Origin of the sequence: Pelagibaculum spongiae, assembly GCF_003097315.1 — a bacterium.
In the GTDB taxonomy this organism is placed as follows: Bacteria; Pseudomonadota; Gammaproteobacteria; order Enterobacterales; family Pelagibaculaceae; genus Pelagibaculum; species Pelagibaculum spongiae.
Genome location: NZ_QDDL01000012.1, coordinates 54,509 through 72,868, shown reverse-complemented (window position 1 = coordinate 72,868; position 18,360 = coordinate 54,509). Strand labels below are relative to the sequence as shown.

The window sequence follows — 18,360 nt, the reverse complement described above, 5'->3', positions numbered from 1 at the left end:
GCTATCAAAATTTTCATCATCTATTGTGAACGTACAATACCAGCGATAACAGAAGGGCTGATGTTAAATTATTGATTTGGCATCAATTGAATCCAATTGCCAGATACATAGATCTGGCAATTGGATTCATATTTTCAAATTATGGGAGGTGGAGTACTAATCCCATTCTCGCCAGCTACCAAAACTATCTTCTATATTAAGCTCTGTTTTGGTTACTTTAGAGGTAGAAGCGCTTGGAGTGTTTTTTTCTCTTTCAAGTGCCGCACTAAAGTTCGGTTGAAATTCGAATTTTGATGGCTGAATTGCCGATGAAGATTTAATAGCTGAAGGGGTGCTCATACTTCATTCCTTTTGAATTGATAGTTCGAATATTATCTTTCGCTGAAATAGTCGTCAAGCTTTGGATTTATTAATTTTTGAACCAAAAATTACTCGCATGCCGTATCTTTAATGCAAGTAGCCGCCCTTTAGGTAGTCTTCCCGAAATACACCCCTCTCTCTCTGAAATATTTGATTACCTCCTACCATTATTAGCCGGTGAATGAAATATTACTTACTATCTTTTTCCAACAGTTTTAAAAGAAGATCGCACTCTTTGCAAAGGCCTGTAACATACCTTTCCATCATCTCAAGCGTGCCGCTTAAAGGCCTCAGATCATCAAACCTCTGATTAACTTTGAAAAAAAACCTCCTTCAGCCAATACCACTAGTTGCTTCATCAGGCTGAAGAAACGCTTCAACACTTTAGAAAAAACAGCAGGGGGAATGTACCGTCAATAGATTTAAATATATTTTCGCTCATTAAAGTACCCAACTCCGTTCAGCCAGAACATTTATCGAACTAATTTTGCAAGCAGATTGCTTTACCAACTCAATAGGAACTCGACTGTACTTTAAAGCAATACTGACTCTTTATCGCATTTGAAAGTTAAGGTATGATAACTATAAATTAACTTAAATTAACAAGCCTAAAACAAAATTAGCCATAAGCTATTGTTTTTGATGATTTAAAAAGTTGGCACGGATATAGCTTTACCAATAGCAGTTAAACACATGCTGCGAGAATGAGGTAAAGCTGAACCATGAACTCAACCAATCAAAGTTATTTAGCCGCACCTTCATTACATGCGCAGATTAGAATGAATCAGCGGGGAATTAGCCAGGAAAAAATCGATTTAACTCTAGCATTTGGCCGTCGAATTCGAGGCAACGGCATTATATGCTACGTCGTTGGCAAAAAGGAGGTTGCTAACCAAAAAAACACTTCTATAGATCTTCGTGGTGCTGAAGGCGTGCATGTTCTTGTAGCCCAGCACAATGAAAGCCAGATCATTACCACTTATAGAAATAAAAACCTTTCAAACCTGCGTCCAATAATAAAGCGTAGAAACTAGATTTTGAGGATATAACAGTGAAAAAATTCGCAGCTAAAACCGCTCGCCCAATCCCGGTAATTATTTTGGCAGACACTAGCGGCAGCATGAGTGTTAATGGAAAAATTGATGCATTGAACTTTGCACTGAAAGACTTGATTGGCACTTTTCAGGAAGAAAGCCGACTCAATGCAGAAATACATCTTTCGGTAATTACGTTTGGCGGTAGTGCCCAAGAACATCTGCCAATGATACCTGCGCATAAAATTGAAGGTATGGAGCCATTAATTGCTACGGGTGGAACACCAATGGGTGGGGCACTAGAGCTGGCACAACAGATTATTGAAGACAAAGAAAAGGTACCATCCCGCGCATATCGTCCGGTAATTGTAATGGTTTCAGATGGGCATCCAACAGATGGCTACCATCAGTCTTTTACTAATTTCTGTAATTCGGAGCGTGCAAGTAAAGCTACCCGAATGGCTATGGCGATTGGCAGTGATGCTGATGAATCATTAATGTCAGATTTTGTGAATGACTTGGAAGCACCTCTTTTCAAAGCAAAAGATGCCAGAGACATCATCAAGTTTTTCCGAGCAGTCAGCATGAGCATCACTTCCCGTTCTCGCAGCGCTACACCAAACCAATCAGCTGTGCTGGAATTCGATGATTCAGTAAATGAACTGGATTTGGAATTTTAACTGTGGCTTTTCAAGTTCATTCAGCTTCGGTTGTCGGGCCTGGACACTTGCAATCCGGTCTCCCCAACCAGGATACAGTTCAGGTAAGAAATGGCCGCAAGCAATGGGTTGCAGTTGTCAGTGATGGCATGGGGTCAAAACCCCATGCTGCACTGGGATCAAAAATGGCTTGTCGGGCAGCTCATCAGGTTATTAAAGAATCAGATTTTACGATTTCTGATCGTGAGCTAGTGCAAAACCTATATCGTCGCTGGTTGTTATTGCTTGGAGAAATTAATCCAAGAGATGCCGTAGCAACGATCTTAATTGCCTGGGGTTGTGCAGATGGAAAATGCCGCCTGTTGCAGCTTGGCGATGGCGTTGCACTATTCACTCATGGTGGGACAACACGAATACTCGATAGCCGAAATCAGCAAGCATTTTTAAATGAGACCACTGGCTTAGGCATTTCAAAAAAAATGAGTGATTGGAGCTGTGCTCATACCGATCTTTTTAAATTGGGTGATCACGTCATTCTGATGACAGATGGAATTAGTGATGATATCGAGGATTTTGACCAATTTGCTCCTGACTTAATATCCAGCCTGACCAGTAAAGGATCTCGATATTCAAAGTGTTGGTTAAAGAAGCAGTTAACCGAGTGGCCGACTCCTTTTCACACGGATGATAAAACGATCGCGGTCGTTTCAAGAAGGTAATATGAACGCAAAGACTGATCAGAAAAAACGCAAAAAAACAGGGAACAGGGACGCTATTGATAATTTGGGGCAACGCTATAGATTGACTGGCGCTTTAGGTGAAGGTGGACAAGGAAAAGTTTGCCTGACCAACTTTCCCAATGTCTTGGTCAAAGTCAGAACCAGCAAAAACTTAGAGCAAAACAAAGAATGGCTGCGCCATGTTAAATGGTTGATGAGGCAAGATCTTGAACAGTTACAAATTGCCCGCCCGGTATCCATTATTAAAAAACCTAAATCAGTCTTTGGCTATGTTCTACAGCTAATGGATGGTCTTGAGCCTATAAAAGAGATGATTGAGAAGACTCATATCTCTCTCTGCGAAGATGGTTCTATGGAAGGTTTCTCTGCAACAGGGGGCCTGAAACGAAGAGTTTATTTGCTTAAAGAATTAGCAAAAAACCTGAACAAACTTCATAGCCGTGGCATGGCTTATGGGGATCTTTCTTTAGAAAATATTTTTATTTCTCAATCAGCTGATGATCACCAAGTTTGGCTAATTGACTGTGACAACATCTGTTTCAGCGAACGAGAGGGGCATGGCCACATACATACTCCAGGTTATGCTGCTCCAGAGGTAGTTCGGCAAGAATCTGGAGTCAACATAGCAACCGATTGCTGGAGCTTTGCTGTCATTGCAATGCAGCTGTTGACTGATAATCACCCATTTACTTCAAGCTTCTTCTGCGATGATGCTGAAGATACAGAACGGGTATTAGAGCAAGCCCACTCAGGTGAATTACCTTGGATATATGACGAAAGTGATGATAGCAACTGCTGGGACGAATCAGGCATCCCTCTTGAGTTGGTCACTAACAACAAAACATTCACGCTATTTGAGCGTTGCTTTTCCACGGGGAAAAATCAGCCCTATCAAAGGCCATCAATGGCGGAATGGCAAGATATTCTGGATCAGTCTTATTCACGGCTGGTTATCTGTGAAAACAGTCAGGATTGTGGCAGTCACTACTTTTACAACGATAAGCATGTTTGCGACTTTTGTGATAGCGAGCAGGTACTGAACCATTCACTAAAACTGGACTACTTCTTCTATAACGATGAGTTCGATAAAAATGAAGACCCTGAAACTTCACCATGGATTAATACGGACTATTCCCAGTTAGTTAACCTTGATCAAACGATAGACCTACACCTTAATCCCGCAGGCAGTGAGCACTATCACGAGTCACCCCGCTTATGCTCTATTGAATTAACTGCCAAAGCGTTACGAATACTGCCTCAGAATAAGTCAAAAGTATTGATGATTCGCAGCAGCGATCAAAAAACTCTCGAGATAAAGCGTCAGGCTAGCCTCAAGCAGGAAGTAAAAAAAGGCGAACAGTTTGAGCTGCATATATGGTATTGCGATTCAACGAATCGCCCTGCTCATATTGTCTGGAAATTTACCTGGTAGGGAATAACAATGAAATTAGGCGAGTTTCAGGTCAAACAGCCTCAGATACTTCATCTTGAAGCCAGTAGCAATAACAAGTTAGATAGAAAAAAATGGCAGATCAGTGAAGAGGTCCAGCTGTTGGAAGATGCTGGAAGCGTATATCTTTCACAGGGCGATCAGCTGCTAGAAGTTATCACTGATGATATGGCAAATCTTCAACGGAAGGCTGGTCAGCAGTCAATTCTATGGTATCTGGCAAAGACCAAAAAAAACTATCTGTTTATAAGAGGTACTTTGATTGTTGATGCTCCGGTGCAAATGGATTTTGATATCGGTATCGATAGTCGAGTAACCAAACAATTGTTAGATGCTCAGGAAATTGGCTCTGATTCTATTGCTAAAGCCACTCAATGGTTCAATGAAGAGTTTTTGTTACAGGGAACTGAGCACGCCAGATTATTCACCTGTTTTTATGCACAAAATCGCACCAGGTCTTTGCAAATCCAGGGGCGAAACTATAAAGCCACCCTGGAAGGCCTAGATGGTTTCTGGTTGATTTCAAAGCTTAACCGCTCAGTTGCTGGAAATGTTTCCTTAAAGCTACTGCAGGGCCGAATTAATTTTGTAGATAACTCGGTTGCAGCGCAGTTAAAAAATCCAACTCATAAAAAGCAGCTCAATGAACTAGTAAATAGCCACGGCAGCTATATGCAGCTATGGCGTCAATACAACGATGCCGAATGGTCATTGGAAGTATCTCATGCCCGAGAGTTAGGTAGCATTAAATACGAAGAAAAAGGAATCCACGAGGGGAAATTACTGCATTGGGATTTTATTGTTCGACCAGAGCAAGCCGAACAATTTATCGAAAAATTACAAAATATCGCTAAAGAGGATAACGCTCCCCTAAAGAAAATCACTCTTGAAGTTACTCCTTGCTTACCTGATTGGCTCGACAATGAAGTCATTATTCAGGAAAGCGGGCTGGGGGAAGATAAAAAAGATAAAAAACCATGGCTATGCAACTTTGTTGCATATGAGGATGGAATTCTTACCCTAAAAGTAGACGCCAAGCGTGATAGAGAACCTCACAATGCAGGTTTTATAAGCCTTTCAATGCATGGTTATCGGAAAGTTCGTCAGCGGCGGGAAGATGCTATCAATCTGATTAACAGTCGTGGTAATCCGATGCCCCAATTACACTTCCTGCTGGAAGGCGTTCCCGTTCCATATGAAGAACAACGTAAACAAAGATCCTTGTCCCCTGAGGCAAAAAAAAGGTTTAAAGGGCCTGCCACTAAAAAACAAAAAGAAGCTCTTTATGTTGCGCTAAACACTCCTGATGTTGCTCTAATCATTGGGCCCCCTGGCACTGGCAAAACCCAAGTCATTACTGCGTTACAGGTACGCCTAGCCGAAGTCATGAAAGATGTCCCCGTTCAGCATATGACCTTGCTGACCAGCTTTCAGCACGATGCCGTGGACAATATGCAAGAAAGATCAAATGTATTTGGTTTGCCTGCAATCAAAAAAGGCGGCAAAAGGGATCGAGATAATGATGCCAATGATCCCTTAGTTACCTGGTGCCAAGACAAGGCCGTTTTGCTGGAAAGCAAGCTCGAAAAACTTATTAATAATGAACCTGCTTTTTTGTCAGTAAAATCGCTTGAAAAGTGCCTGGTACGGCTACGAGTTACCCGAACGGATAGTGATGAAAAACACGGTTTGGTTAACGATATTAATATTTCGTTAGATAAACTGGCAGAGCATCAAATTCGGTTATCTCCAGAAGTTCAAGAGCGGTGGAATGAAGCAGCGAAAGATCTTTTATCATCAAAGGCTTTTGTAAAACTTACTAATTCAAATAGTGCATTACTTCGTAATGTTCGTGCACTAAGGGTGACAGAAGTTTCTTTCATGGATGATGGTAAGCAACAGAGTTGGCGACTATTGGATAGTCTGAAGATGCACCAGCACGTGATACCAAGCGAGCACTTGGCGGTACTCACTGAAACTGCAAGTCTACAACATGCTACAGATAATAAACTGAAACAGTTAAAACATGTAAAAAATAGGCTTCTTGAACAACTATTACCGGATTATCGTCCGAAAAATATTCAACAGGTTCTGGATGAAGCACTGTGCAAGTTACTAGATGATATCAATGAAGATATTCGTGACAACGTATCCAAACACCATTCTTTAGGTTATCTACAAGTGTTGGCTGAATATTTATCAGCTCTCCGCTATTCGCCAAGGCGGATGGAAAGTGCTGTAGAAACTTATGCAGCAGTTTTGGCCGCTACCTGCCAACAATCAGCAAGTCGCCAAATGGCAAATGTTAAGGATGTCGAGCATACCAGTCAGATTCAATTCAACTCGGTAATTGTCGATGAAGCTGCAAGAGCAAACCCGTTGGACTTGATGGTTCCAATAGCAATGGGCGATAAACGAATAGTACTAGTCGGCGACCATCGACAGCTTCCTCATCTCATCCAATCAAAAGTTGAAGATGAACTGGATGATGAATTTGAGTTATCGCAAGTTCAACAAGAAATGCTTGATCAGAGTATGTTCGAGCGATTAATGAAGACTTTCCTCAAACTTGAAAAAGAGCACAATCAGCCACAACGGGTAGTAATGTTGGATACCCAGTTCCGAATGCATCCTGTGTTAGGGGACTTTGTCAGCCGAAACTTTTATGAACGCCATGGTCTTGATGCTGTTAAATCTATTCTATCCGAAGATTTATTTAGTCACTCAGTTGCCAAGTTCGATGGGAAGCTGTGTGGCTGGATAAACGTCAATGCCAGTCGCGGTAGAGCGTACAAAAAACATGGCAGTTTGCAGCGCGATGCGGAAGCTGAAGAAATTGCCCGTTATGCCAAAGAAATCCTGGAAGGCTCGCCCGAGTTGAGCGTAGGTGTGATTACTTTTTATAGCGCTCAAGTAAACAAAATACTGGTTGAGATGGAGAAAATTTCTCTAACTGAAAAACGTGATGATCAATACAGAATCAAACAGGAGTGGCTGACACTTACAGATGATTCTGGAGCCCATCACGAACGTTTCAGAGTTGGAACAGTAGATGCATTTCAAGGTAAAGAATTTGATGTTGTGCTGCTATCCATTGTCAGAGGAGCGCCCCCACAACAGCTTAATATGCAAGATGAAAAAGCATTAAACCAAGCTTACGGTTTCCTCCGCTTAGATAATCGACTTAATGTTGCAATGAGTCGTCAAAAAAATCTGCTAATCGCATTTGGGGATATCGATCTGGCAACTCACCCAGCTACAGAAGAAGTTGTACCTGCATTATTTGCATTCCACCAGTTATGTGAGAGCGAACATGGATCTGTTTTCAAATAGAATTTTGAATTTTCACAAGGGTTTTTTACCTAATAATGGAGCTTATTTACTCCCGATTTGGATATGGGATGTCGCAGCTCCGGATCAAACCAAAAAACTTAATGTGTTGGAAAAAACCATTCTGCAGCTTATTTATGCAAATAAAACTGACCTAGATGACATTGCAGATTTTATGGGGCTTGAGGCTGAGCTCATTCGCTATATCTACGCCGGTCAATTAATGCCTAATGGGATGATAGATAGTAAAGGTAAAATTACTGACAAAGGTAAGGCTGCCATCTCATCTGAGGATACTGGCTATAAAAGTTTAACTACCGCTTATATCTTTCAAAACGCAATAGATGGAAGTCTGCTGCCAAATATCAGTTATGACGTACCTGAATTAGATGTACAACCTGAGCAATATGGTGATCTGCTCAAATTCAGAGTGCGCCGTGATAAAGACTTTCAAACAAAAGCATTTACTTTAAAAGCTGAGATGGAGCTACCTAAAGAACCAAGCTTCCAACAATTGGTAGATCTGATCACAAAACATAACGACTTGATTCATAACTTGCAAGTACGTGGTGAGTTCGAAAGTAATACGCGAGGGTTTGCTGACGATGATATTGAGGTGCTAAATGAAGAGCCTCGCCGGGCATACCTACTTAACTGGGTGGTAGAAGATCAAGACCAAGTTTGGAGCACAACAGACCCTTTTGCATTAGTCAAAACATCTGAGCACTGTAGAGAAATTGTTTTTTCCCAATTTAAAAAGAATGCCGGTTTTGCTAGGCATTCTCAGCCAATTATTGGGGTTATCAAAGAACAAGAAACCTACCAACAAATGCAAGAAAGGCTAGTCGCTTCAGTTGACTTTACCCAATTTGTTGAATATTCCAATGCTCCAAAAATCCCGAATCTTGAGCCAATTCTTGGGGCTTTTCTAAGAAGAAAGCAGTCGCTTGAAGAGCATGAAAATAAAAGCACAATTCGCTATGAAAATTGCGATGATCTGATTTTGCAGTGCCAAAAGCTTTTTGAATGCTGTTTCAAATGGCAACTGGTTGAATGGCCAGTCGCAAACCACAATTTCATCGGTAAAGGCTGGGAATACAAAGATATCCATGAGGCATTGAGTAATATTTTTGGCTCCGGGTTAAGCTCACAAGCCCTTGATAATCTGTCAAAGGTCAAATCGGGCGCTATCTTTCATGCCGCTACAAGTAAAGAAAAAAATGTCTCTGTAAGACCGCTTATTGCAGCTGCATTGTTTTCTTTACCAGCCAATCCAGAACACCCGCTATGCCAATTGAACCCAGATGATTTACGCATCGATCAAATCCTTGCGGTCGCAGAGGCAAGAAACAAAGTTGCCCATGCTTCTGACAAGCAAACAACCAAAAACACCGCCTTAATGTATGCCGATTTTACTTCAGAATGGCTTAAAAAACTTTTAAATTTAATGGACTAAACCATGGCTAGAAAAAAAAGATCTAATAACGACAATCGCAACCAAGCTAAAACTGCAAAAGATAATAATTTTCAGAAAGCTGGTTTTTTTAAGACAAAAACACAGCAAATAAATAATGCGCTCGCTGAAGTTTTACCATCTAAAGCAGCTCCCGATATGGATACATCTGCCATTCTGGATAGCGAGAAGCATAGCAAGACGGCTGAAGAGTCCTTAGCTGAAGTGATGCAGCTTATTGAGACGTTGAAGCACGAAACCAACAATTATCAAAACAAAAGCGCTGAAAGTGAATCCTTAGTCACTGAATTTAAAGAAAAAGAGCAGCAGCTTAATGAACAAATAGCCTCTGTTAAACGACGTGAAGCCACAGTATCTGACCAAGAGATAATCCAGCAAAAGAAATTTGCCCAGCAAAAGGAAGTTTTGGCGCTACAGACAGCTAAACAAGCGGAGCTGAAGGCAAAACTGGATCAGTTACAAGCTGACGCTACCAGTAGCTTTGCCAACGAGCGACTTGAAGCGCTTGAGCTAAAGCAAAAGCAAATCTCTGAGTTGGATTTACAGCATCAAAACAAGCTGGAACAGCGTCAAAATGCTTTGGCAAAGCGCGAAGCTGGCTTGCTAGAGCAAGAAGCAGATTATTTACAGCGTAAAGAAAATGCTGATGCAGGCTTTTTCAAAGAAAGACAGGAATTACTGCAATACATTGCTCAAGAAAAACAGAAGCTGCAAGATCAAAAGGAAACCTTAGAACAGTACATTCGAGATCAAGAGGCACGGCATAGCCAGAAACTAGCCAGCTCATTACAAGCTCATAAAGAGCAGGTATCCGCCGAAATTGAAGTAAATCAACAGCAATTCCAAAATAAACGACTCGAAATTGAGCGACAAATAGATTCGTTGAGACTGCAAAAAAGTGAGCTTTCGGGCTCACAGCAACTGCTGGAGCAGCGCCAAAATAATGTTAAAAGCCTCGAACAGCAACAAGTTGAACGTATCCGATCTGACTTTGCTTCTGAAATTGCTCAATTAAGCGCCCAACTGGAGCAAGAGCAAAAAAACCGCGAAAAAGACCGGAATAAAATCGTTGAATTGCAGCAGCAACTAGTCAACTTTAAAGATCTTCAGCGTTCTCTTGAAAATGAAAACATTGAAGATATTCAATCTGAAATAGATGAATTAAGAAAAACCAATAAAGAGCTTAAAACCAAACTGTATTCTTCTGATGAAAATCTGGAGGAAAAATGTGAATTTCTTGAAGAAAAAATTGATGAACAGCGAGACGAAATTGCTGACTTAACTAGTAAATATCTAGAACTGAAGCAAAAGCAGAAAAAGCAGCAACTTAGTGCGTTGGAAAAGCACCAGTTGCAGAAAGAAAAATATTTATTGGAAAAGCACAATGCAGTACTAGACAGTAGTATTAAAGGGCTTTCCCAACAACTAGACGAACTTGTAGAAAAACAGCAGGGCAGCCAAGCATTTCCTCAGCTAAAAAATATGGATCACAAGCACCGTAATCCGTCAGCTAACCTCCAACCCGTACCACCTTTGCGTGAGTTCATCCAAATTCTCCGCCAAGGAATGGCCAGTGAACTTTGGAAAGACCATACACCGCTTTACTATCAAGAGCACGATGTCAGAGTTTTCCTCGCAGGCTTGGCCATGAGTCGCTTGCATATTCTGCAGGGTATGTCCGGCACAGGTAAAACCAGCCTGGCTAAAGCATTTACTCGTGTTGTTGGCGGTAGCTGTACCGATATTTCTGTACAAGCTGGCTGGCGCGACAAGGATGACCTGCTGGGGCATTACAATGCTTTTGAGCGTAAGTTCTACGAAAGTGAAGCCTTGCAAGCACTATATAAAGCTCAGCTCCCGACCTATTCAAATCGAGTGAATGTTATTTTGCTGGATGAGATGAACCTGTCTCGTCCGGAACAGTATTTCGCAGACTTTAATGGTGCACTGGAAAAAGACATCCATGACCCTGACCGTAACGTCGTACTGCTAACAGAATCTCACGCCAATGCACCAAAGCACTTACTTGAAAATAGAAAAATAAAAGTCCCTGGAAATGTTTGGTTTATTGGTACAGCAAACCACGACGAAACCACCAATGAGTTTGCAGATAAAACATACGATCGTGCTCATGTAATGGAGCTCTCTCGTAATGCAGGGCGCTTCGTAACACCGCTATATGACAACAAAGTCACCTATGACTTTAATTCTTTGATAGATGCCTTTGATAATGCACAAAAATACCATGAGAAAAACATTTCCGAAATGCTCGATACGCTAACCGAGAGCCCGATGAAAACTACTCTTGAAGAGATCTTCTCGACTAGTTGGGGTAACCGGTTAGATCGTCATGCAAAAAGTTTTGTTTCTGTCTTCAAAGAATCCGGAGGCAGCTATGAGCAAGGCCTAGATCACCTGCTGGCAACCAAACTCTTCAGAAATGGCAAAGCAATGGGCCGATTCGATATTTCAATGGATGATTTGAAAGGACTACGGCAAGACGTAGTCGAGACATGGGAATTGCTAGGCTTAGAACAGGATCCGAAACAAATTCTCAGCTGTATCGATAAAGATATCCAAAGAATGGAGCGCGGTGCATGATCAAGCTGATGGATCGCATCACACATCAGCAGATCAACTTGGAAAACCTGCCGGAACAAATTGTTCCTGGCAGGTACCAGGTTTTGTCAGATGTAGAAATAAATGCTCATTCAACTTTGTCGGCAGGAACTGTGTTAGCAGGTGATGGCTCAACCAAGCTACACGTGAATAGCCAGTCTTTTACTTGTAATGAAAAAATCGAAGACAAAGAACATGACGCACAAAATAAATTCTGTTGTCAGGCGCTGGAGCAAATCATCGAATCATGCTCTGGTGTTACAGAGCTCTCTGTATCTCCTTTAATCCCTAGCCAACTTTTTACCGATGAAAGTCAGCTTAACCAATTAGAGGAAGAACTGGAGCTTGTACTGCAACAGGGTCATATTAATGAGATCAGTGTCAGACCCCGTTTTGATATGCGTTACGATGAACTGGTTCAGCCCATTGGCCGTGCTAAAAAACTCGCCAATAGTGCCCACCGACACCTGGCGGCGCACTCAGAATGCTGGCAAAGCAGAACTTTAACTGGCATTCGTCCAAAAAAAGTATTGGGAATGGTCAGCGATGATGAATTTAATTTATATGAAAATCGGGTTTATGCCCGTCTATTAGACCGCTTGGAAAGGTTTTTAAGCAAACGCCTGCATGAATTGATTGCGTTGGAAAATAATCTATGTGAAGCATTGGAATTTGGTGACTCATCTGAGTTGGCATTTCTTTTACGCAAAGAGTTATGTTTTTTATGGGGTAAAACCTTCTCGAAAGAAGCTGCTCATGATGCACTGGAAAAGCTCCAGGCAACCCAAAAAAGTATCGAACAACAAATTAAACGCATTCGAGGATTTATCCAGGGGCCTTTATACAAAAAAATACCTCGTAACCAACAAGTAAACGGCCAGCTTCAAGCGACAAATATTTTATCACACGATCAGCATTACCGTTATTTGCGCACCTTGTGGAATAGCCTGCAAAAAGAAAGCAAATTGGACCAGTTGACTCCTCAAGAAAAGTTCGAGCACAATCTTAATCTTCAAACTTTTTATATTGATTATCACAAGCTGATTCTCAGCAGGGCGCTTTCACAGCTAGGTTTTCAATCTGTTAGCTCGGGTGATGACCAGGAATATATCCAGCCCTCAACTGGACGACGGCTCCAGCTAAAAAAGACAGAGACAGACTCTTGGCAACTGACAGACGCTTTGTCGAAAAACAAGGTCAGGTTTGTACCCATAGCGACATGGCACAGCAGCAGTCTTCTCTCAAGCAAGCAAAAAGACACTCTGGTTATTCCATGTTGCTTTTACAGTGAAGCTTCCCACGAACCTAGCGAGTGGTTAATCAAAGACAAACAGCCTGCAATGCAGGTTTCTCCTTTGAATTTCTATGTGGAAGAACAGCTGATTACCCTGATTAATCAGTGGTTGATGGCGCAATCTATCAAGCTCTACCGAACGCCGATCACTCGTGTTCCTACTCCTGTGATGCAACTGGCCAACGGATACGATTGGTTGGTGAAAAATGATGATCACAAGCTTCAGGTGATTCAGTCTGCTTCAACGGAAGATGTACAAGCGATTCAGCATGCATTGAAAAAAGCTAACGCCAAGCAATCACTAACTGATCTGAATTCTGCGCTCGATGCATTAAAAACTCTGGAAACCTGTCCATTTTGCCAAAAAACTGCCGAGTTTCATCCGCGCCAACATGGGGCTTTCATAGCTCAATGTAAACAGACACAGTGCCGAGCAGAATGGAAGCTGGATATACAGCAAGGGCAGCCACATTTTTTATTGACAGCCAATCAGACGCCGAATGAATATAAATTATCCGGCCGCTGGTATGGTTCCTTTGCACTAGGTGAGATATAGCAACAGATGAAAAAACTCCTGGTAAGCTGGATTGGCAACCATGATCTGAAAGCCATAGATCAATCAACTACTGGCCCAGTGCTTGCTGCATTGGAGCATGCTAAAAGCATCGGTAGGCCATTTGACAATGTATATCTGCTTTGTAATTACCCCAAAAAAGATGCAGAAAAATACGTATCTTGGTTAAATAAAAAAGTACCTCAAGCAAAAATTGAAGCCGAGCATATATCGCTGTCCTCGCCTACGGCATATGAAGAGATTTACCCAGCAGCTCTTAAACAGTTAAAGTTGCTATCCAAGCGCTTTCCAGACCATCGGTACTCGGTTCATCTCAGCCCAGGCACACCTGCAATGACTGCGGTATGGGTTCTGCTGGTAAAAACCCAATTTCCTGCAGCCTGCATTGAATCATGGCTCAGCAAGGATAATATTCAGCATGTTCGCCAAGTTGAGCTGCCGTTTAAAATCGATGCACAATTTCAAAAAAGTCAGAAAAAAATTCGTGATCAATCGCTTTCTAAAATAGATGCCGACCTCGGTAGTTTTGCTTCAATTATTGGCAATAGTGAAGTCATGAAACAGCAAGTCGAGAAAGCCAATAGAGTTGCTGTAAGGGATGTTCCAGTTTTAATTCTTGGTGAAACGGGTACAGGAAAAGAGGTTTTTGCCAGGGCAATTCACAACAATAGTAATCGAAAAAACAAGCAGTTTGTTCCGGTAAACTGTGGTGCTATGCCACATGACCTTGCTGAATCATTATTGTTTGGTCATAAAAAAGGAGCGTTTTCTGGGGCTCATGCAGACCACGATGGCTTTTTTGCTCAAGCCGATGGTGGAACCTTATTCTTGGATGAAGTAGGGGAGTTACCTCAACTTTTACAAACAAAATTATTAAGAGCATTACAAGAAAAAAAGTTTACCCCTCTTGGTGATAGCAAAGAAAGAAGTAGTGATTTTAGATTAATTTCAGCTACTCATCGTAAACTGGCTCAATTAATCAATAGTGGTGAGTTCAGAGAAGATCTTTTTTATCGTTTAGCTATAGGGATTTTGCAACTTCCCCCACTTAGTGCCCGTGGCGATGATATTAAACTGCTCGCGGATTTAACCCTGAGTTCGGTTAATAAGGAGCTAGCTGACCAAGACAGTTTTCAGCGGCGTTTTTTTACTGATGAAGCATATCAATTCATAGAAGCTCAGCCATGGCCTGGAAATATTCGCGAATTAAATGCATGTATTTTTCGAGCTACGCTTTGGTCAGAACAAGCAGCTCTATCCGCTGAGGACTTAAAAGTCTCGATGATCAACCGAGAAACAAAACCAGACATGATGCCTGAAATACTATCCGAGCCAATGGACTTGCGCTCAGTAATGGGAGAGGTGGCCAAGCATCACTTACAATTAGCATTGCAAACCACTAACGGAAACAAGTTAGCGGCAGCTAAACTGCTTGGCTTAAACAGCTCTCAAGTTCTTGATAAATGGTTTGAAAAATATTTTTAGGCCGAAATTACATTTTATCTATAAACACCTTCTTTATTTCCCTTTAAATTTCGGCGGGCTAAACGCTATAGCCTGCGGTACGCTGAAAAACGATGAATATCAAGTGGTTGTGTCAAAATACAAAAAATTCAACAGCAACTGAAGAACCTTGGAAGGGTCACCTAAGCTTGGCTTAACCAAGAAGTACCAGAGCAGAAGAGGGCATGGCTATGATCTTCTGTTCTACATTGAAGTGAGTGCATTCTCGCTCGGAGAATCTTTGCAGTGTAAATTGCCTTGCATCTGTAGCAAGCTCAACAGCATAGCCAACAATAAACCACTAACTAAAAAAGGGAGTTATAAGAATAGATTACAGGATGTCACATAGCCCCAGTCTCTCCTGGCGTCACACCACTTCCGGCAGGTGTCGCAGCTTGCTGGGCAATCGCATCCATGCGAGCAAGCTTCATTAAGGTATCCAGTACACTAGCCATCTGTCAATGCAATCTAGCTAAACATTTGAAAACAGGCAGTTCTTTGCCCAGTTGCACAAGGCTTTTCCAACTAAAAAGAGGTCTGAAGACCAACGGGGGGTCAAATTATACGCCGAGACCTAAAAGCTAATATTTTTCAATACACTAAAAGCAATTTCGCCGCCTTGTCATTATTTGATATTCAAACCAGTCTGCGATTGGATCCGGTTGCTTGAGTGGCCGGAGCGCGCCATTAGCTACCTGTTCTGACAAGGTAAAACTGTATTGACGTGTTGATGGCACAGTGGCGACAACCTGGTCAGGTCTTCATCGTTGAAGGATTGCCCCTGTTGTTTGAGGTGATCCACCAATGCTTGCATATAAATGGTGTTCCATAGCACCAGGGCATTGGTCACCAGCCCCAGTGCGCCTAACTGATCTTCCTGCCTTCGCGATAGCGTTTTCGGATTCTCCACACTGGCCATAGCAAATAGCTCTTGCTACGGCATGGCGTCCTTCACCTCGATTTAATTGGGTTAATATGCGCCGCCAATAGTCTTCATTATCGATATAATTCAATAAATAAAGGGTTTTATTAATTCTACCCATTTCAATGATTGCCTTGGCCAAACTGGAAGGCCTCAGAATTTTTGCTCAAGATTTGAGCGTTTAGAATTTTTTCGATGACCCCCAGCATTCTGCAACCGGTCATTGAGGGCGCTCTGTTTTTGATCTGCTGCCGGGGTTAGCCTTCCGTTGTGTTTCATCAACAGGATGTTTTCCATGTCAGTTGCCCGCCAACCTCGCCGCTCCCGCAAACAATGGCAAGCATTAATTGCTGCTTTTAAAAAATCTGATTTACCCATCGAGCAATTCTGTCAGCAGCACAATCTTTCAGTGCCACTGTTTAATAAATGGCATCCGTTTTTTACCAGCAATCAAAATGATTCAACTCCCGAGCAATTTGCTTCAGAACAAAATAGCGCGTCCGCATTTATCGATCTGGCATCATTGGCGTAACCGGTCATTGAGGGCACATTATTGAAGTTTTGAGCGCCATATTGGTCAAAACTCTAACCAGCAACACCTTTTTAGATAAGAAATGCCACTGTTCACTGATACACTCTCCAATAACCTTGGGCACAGTAGTATCCAAAGTAGTAATTTTTGCCCTACAATAGATACTATGGTATCCATTACTGACTGATGATCAATGCGCATTCAACTGCTTGATGACACAGATATCCAGCAGGCCTTTGCTGGTCACCTGCGACGCCTACGCGAGCAGGAAAAGATGTCCCGCGAGGCGCTGGCTCAACGCAGCAGTGTGCCAGCTGCGACCATAAAAAAGTTTGAATTGACGGGTCAGATTTCATTTCGGCAATTGCTATTGCTCTGGCAATCACTGGATAACTTGCAACGACTGTTCGATTTAACCGTGGCTGAAAAAACTGGCCAACGCATACCCGCATCTATTGATGAGGTTTTAAACGATGAGCTTTAAGCCGATTCAGAAACTATCTGTGCATCGAACACTCAGCACAGGAGAAAAGGTAGCGGTGGGGACTTTGGCGCAGAACCGTCAAGGGGTATTTTTTCAGTACCATCCAGAATATCTAAGTCAATTTGGTAACTTATCACCCTTTCTACTGCCAGGTAATGATCAACTTCATCTGGCAGATCGCGATATTCACCAAGGCTTACATGGCGTTTTCGCAGACAGTTTGCCTGATGGCTGGGGGTTATTATTACAAGATCGCGTTTTCCGTCAGCACGGCATCTTGCCTGCTCAAGTGACCGCTATGGATCGCTTGGCATTTGTTGGCCAACAAGCCATTGGAGCCCTTAGTTATAGCCCTGTTGTAGATTTCGATACGACGGGCCAAGAAACAACAGACCTCGCCTCACTAGGCTTGCAAGCACAGGCCGTATTTGATGGGCAAACAGATAAAGTGCTTGCAGCACTGGTTGCAGCCGGTAGCTCGGGTGGTGCCAGACCCAAAGCACAAATTTATACCAATGCAGCAGACCCCGGCCAATCTCGAACTCGCTCTATAACCGGTGATGATGGTTGGTTGATCAAATTTACATCGGCTAACCTAGCGCTGGGCCACGAAGAAGGATTATGCGAAGCGGCATATCTTGATCTAGCCGCCCAAGCAGATCTGCAACCACCTCAATGGAAATTATTGGATGCGCCCAAGCAAAGTGGTGCCAAAGCCTGGTTAGCAGTGAAGCGCTTTGACTGGATCAATCAAGGGCCACAAAAAACAGCAGGTAGATTGCATATGCATAGTGCATGCGGCCTGTTAAATGCTGACTTTCGTATGCCAAGTCTCGATTACTCTGATCTGATCAAAGCCAGTCGGCAGTTGTGCAAGTCACCTGCAACTGGGCGGCTCATCTTTCGCCGCGCCATATTTAACCTTTTTGCCGCCAACCAGGACGACCACAGCAAAAACTGGGCTTTCCTTCAAGATGATCAAGGCCGGTGGCAACCAGCCCCTTTTTTTGACGTCACTTATAGCCCACATCCATTTAATCAGCATGCCACTGCATTTTCAGGATTTGGTAAAGCACCACCCTTAAAATCGATTCAAAAACTGGCCTCCAGCGCCGGTTTTTCTAACTGGAAGGCTGCACAGCAAGAGATTCTTCACATTGTTGATACCGTTGCCAATTTCCAAAAAACAGCTCAACAATATGAGGTCAAAAAAAGCACCATAAAATTGATTCATAAAACGCTGGAGAGTCGTCGATCAGAAAATAAAGTGCTGCTGCAGTAATAGGAAGAATACAGTGCCCTGGAAATAAATATCAGGCTGTGCAAACAGCCCAAATTGACCTGAATTTTGAAGCAAAAAGCCCAGCAAAAAATCAGTGACTTGC

Annotated in this window: 13 protein-coding genes and 1 pseudogene; 12 read left to right on the top strand and 2 right to left on the bottom strand. The window is 42.4% G+C overall.

Annotation, left to right across the window (positions count from 1 at the left end):
* Nucleotides 1–156 precede the first annotated feature (156 nt).
* Nucleotides 157–339, bottom strand: a complete 183-nt coding sequence (locus DC094_RS19525; RefSeq protein WP_116688812.1) for a hypothetical protein — start codon at nucleotides 337–339, stop codon at nucleotides 157–159.
* A gap of 743 nt (nucleotides 340–1,082) precedes the next feature.
* Between DC094_RS19525 and DC094_RS19520 the strand changes: the two genes are divergently transcribed.
* From DC094_RS19520 to DC094_RS19480, 9 genes are read left to right on the top strand one after another with little or no spacing between them, the layout of a single operon-like run.
* Nucleotides 1,083–1,394, top strand: coding sequence for a DUF4258 domain-containing protein (locus DC094_RS19520; RefSeq protein ID WP_116688811.1), 312 nt, complete (start codon nucleotides 1,083–1,085; stop codon nucleotides 1,392–1,394).
* 17 nt (nucleotides 1,395–1,411) lie between these two features.
* Nucleotides 1,412–2,074: a vWA domain-containing protein gene (locus DC094_RS19515; RefSeq protein WP_116688810.1), complete on the top strand. Its 663-nt coding sequence runs from the start codon at nucleotides 1,412–1,414 to the stop codon at nucleotides 2,072–2,074.
* A gap of 2 nt (nucleotides 2,075–2,076) precedes the next feature.
* Nucleotides 2,077–2,772: a PP2C family serine/threonine-protein phosphatase gene (locus tag DC094_RS19510; RefSeq protein WP_158527405.1), complete on the top strand. Its 696-nt coding sequence runs from the start codon at nucleotides 2,077–2,079 to the stop codon at nucleotides 2,770–2,772.
* Between the two features lies 1 nt (nucleotide 2,773).
* Nucleotides 2,774–4,225, top strand: coding sequence for a protein kinase domain-containing protein (locus DC094_RS19505; protein WP_158527404.1), 1,452 nt, complete (start codon nucleotides 2,774–2,776; stop codon nucleotides 4,223–4,225).
* 9 nt (nucleotides 4,226–4,234) lie between these two features.
* On the top strand, nucleotides 4,235–7,576 hold the full coding sequence (locus DC094_RS19500) for a DEAD/DEAH box helicase (protein WP_116688807.1): 3,342 nt from the start codon (nucleotides 4,235–4,237) through the stop codon (nucleotides 7,574–7,576).
* Nucleotides 7,557–9,029 carry a hypothetical protein gene (locus tag DC094_RS19495; RefSeq protein WP_116688806.1) on the top strand — a complete coding sequence of 491 codons (1,473 nt, stop codon included), beginning with the start codon at nucleotides 7,557–7,559 and terminating at the stop codon, nucleotides 9,027–9,029. The genes DC094_RS19500 and DC094_RS19495 overlap by 20 nt, the downstream gene beginning before the upstream one ends.
* 3 nt (nucleotides 9,030–9,032) lie before the next feature.
* Nucleotides 9,033–11,648, top strand: a complete 2,616-nt coding sequence (locus DC094_RS19490) for an AAA family ATPase (RefSeq protein ID WP_116688805.1) — start codon at nucleotides 9,033–9,035, stop codon at nucleotides 11,646–11,648.
* Complete coding sequence (locus DC094_RS19485; RefSeq protein ID WP_116688804.1) at nucleotides 11,645–13,516, top strand: hypothetical protein; 1,872 nt, start codon at nucleotides 11,645–11,647, stop codon at nucleotides 13,514–13,516. The genes DC094_RS19490 and DC094_RS19485 overlap by 4 nt, the downstream gene beginning before the upstream one ends.
* A 6-nt stretch (nucleotides 13,517–13,522) precedes the next feature.
* A complete protein-coding gene (locus DC094_RS19480) occupies nucleotides 13,523–15,019 on the top strand; it encodes a sigma-54 interaction domain-containing protein (protein ID WP_116688852.1) in 1,497 nt (498 codons plus the stop codon).
* Between the two features lie 617 nt (nucleotides 15,020–15,636).
* Here DC094_RS19480 and DC094_RS19475 read toward each other — a convergent pair.
* Nucleotides 15,637–16,122: pseudogene (locus tag DC094_RS19475) on the bottom strand (Tn3 family transposase); the annotation flags it as partial.
* A 132-nt stretch (nucleotides 16,123–16,254) separates the two neighbouring features.
* Here DC094_RS19475 and tnpA point away from each other — a divergent pair.
* From tnpA to DC094_RS19460, 3 genes are all read left to right on the top strand, one after another.
* Nucleotides 16,255–16,491 (top strand): IS66 family insertion sequence element accessory protein TnpA, encoded by a 237-nt coding sequence (gene tnpA, locus DC094_RS19470; RefSeq protein ID WP_116688803.1) that lies wholly within the window; start codon nucleotides 16,255–16,257, stop codon nucleotides 16,489–16,491.
* Between the two features lie 193 nt (nucleotides 16,492–16,684).
* Nucleotides 16,685–16,975, top strand: a complete 291-nt coding sequence (locus tag DC094_RS19465) for a helix-turn-helix domain-containing protein (protein WP_116688802.1) — start codon at nucleotides 16,685–16,687, stop codon at nucleotides 16,973–16,975.
* On the top strand, nucleotides 16,965–18,257 hold the full coding sequence (locus DC094_RS19460; RefSeq protein WP_116688801.1) for a type II toxin-antitoxin system HipA family toxin: 1,293 nt from the start codon (nucleotides 16,965–16,967) through the stop codon (nucleotides 18,255–18,257). Before DC094_RS19465 ends, DC094_RS19460 begins: the two co-directional genes overlap by 11 nt.
* Nucleotides 18,258–18,360 lie beyond the last annotated feature (103 nt).

What these genes read in the sequence shown, in the direction of transcription:
- DC094_RS19525 (WP_116688812.1), bottom strand. Translation starts at nt 339, where the DNA reads ATGAGCACCCCTTCAGCTATTAAATCTTCATCGGCAATTCAGCCATCA.
- DC094_RS19520 (WP_116688811.1), top strand. Translation starts at nt 1,083, where the DNA reads ATGAACTCAACCAATCAAAGTTATTTAGCCGCACCTTCATTACATGCG.
- DC094_RS19505 (WP_158527404.1), top strand. Translation starts at nt 2,774, where the DNA reads ATGAACGCAAAGACTGATCAGAAAAAACGCAAAAAAACAGGGAACAGG.
- DC094_RS19500 (WP_116688807.1), top strand. Translation starts at nt 4,235, where the DNA reads ATGAAATTAGGCGAGTTTCAGGTCAAACAGCCTCAGATACTTCATCTT.
- DC094_RS19495 (WP_116688806.1), top strand. Translation starts at nt 7,557, where the DNA reads ATGGATCTGTTTTCAAATAGAATTTTGAATTTTCACAAGGGTTTTTTA.
- DC094_RS19490 (WP_116688805.1), top strand. Translation starts at nt 9,033, where the DNA reads ATGGCTAGAAAAAAAAGATCTAATAACGACAATCGCAACCAAGCTAAA.
- DC094_RS19485 (WP_116688804.1), top strand. Translation starts at nt 11,645, where the DNA reads ATGATCAAGCTGATGGATCGCATCACACATCAGCAGATCAACTTGGAA.
- DC094_RS19480 (WP_116688852.1), top strand. Translation starts at nt 13,523, where the DNA reads ATGAAAAAACTCCTGGTAAGCTGGATTGGCAACCATGATCTGAAAGCC.
- tnpA (WP_116688803.1), top strand. Translation starts at nt 16,255, where the DNA reads ATGTCAGTTGCCCGCCAACCTCGCCGCTCCCGCAAACAATGGCAAGCA.
- DC094_RS19465 (WP_116688802.1), top strand. Translation starts at nt 16,685, where the DNA reads ATGCGCATTCAACTGCTTGATGACACAGATATCCAGCAGGCCTTTGCT.
- DC094_RS19460 (WP_116688801.1), top strand. Translation starts at nt 16,965, where the DNA reads ATGAGCTTTAAGCCGATTCAGAAACTATCTGTGCATCGAACACTCAGC.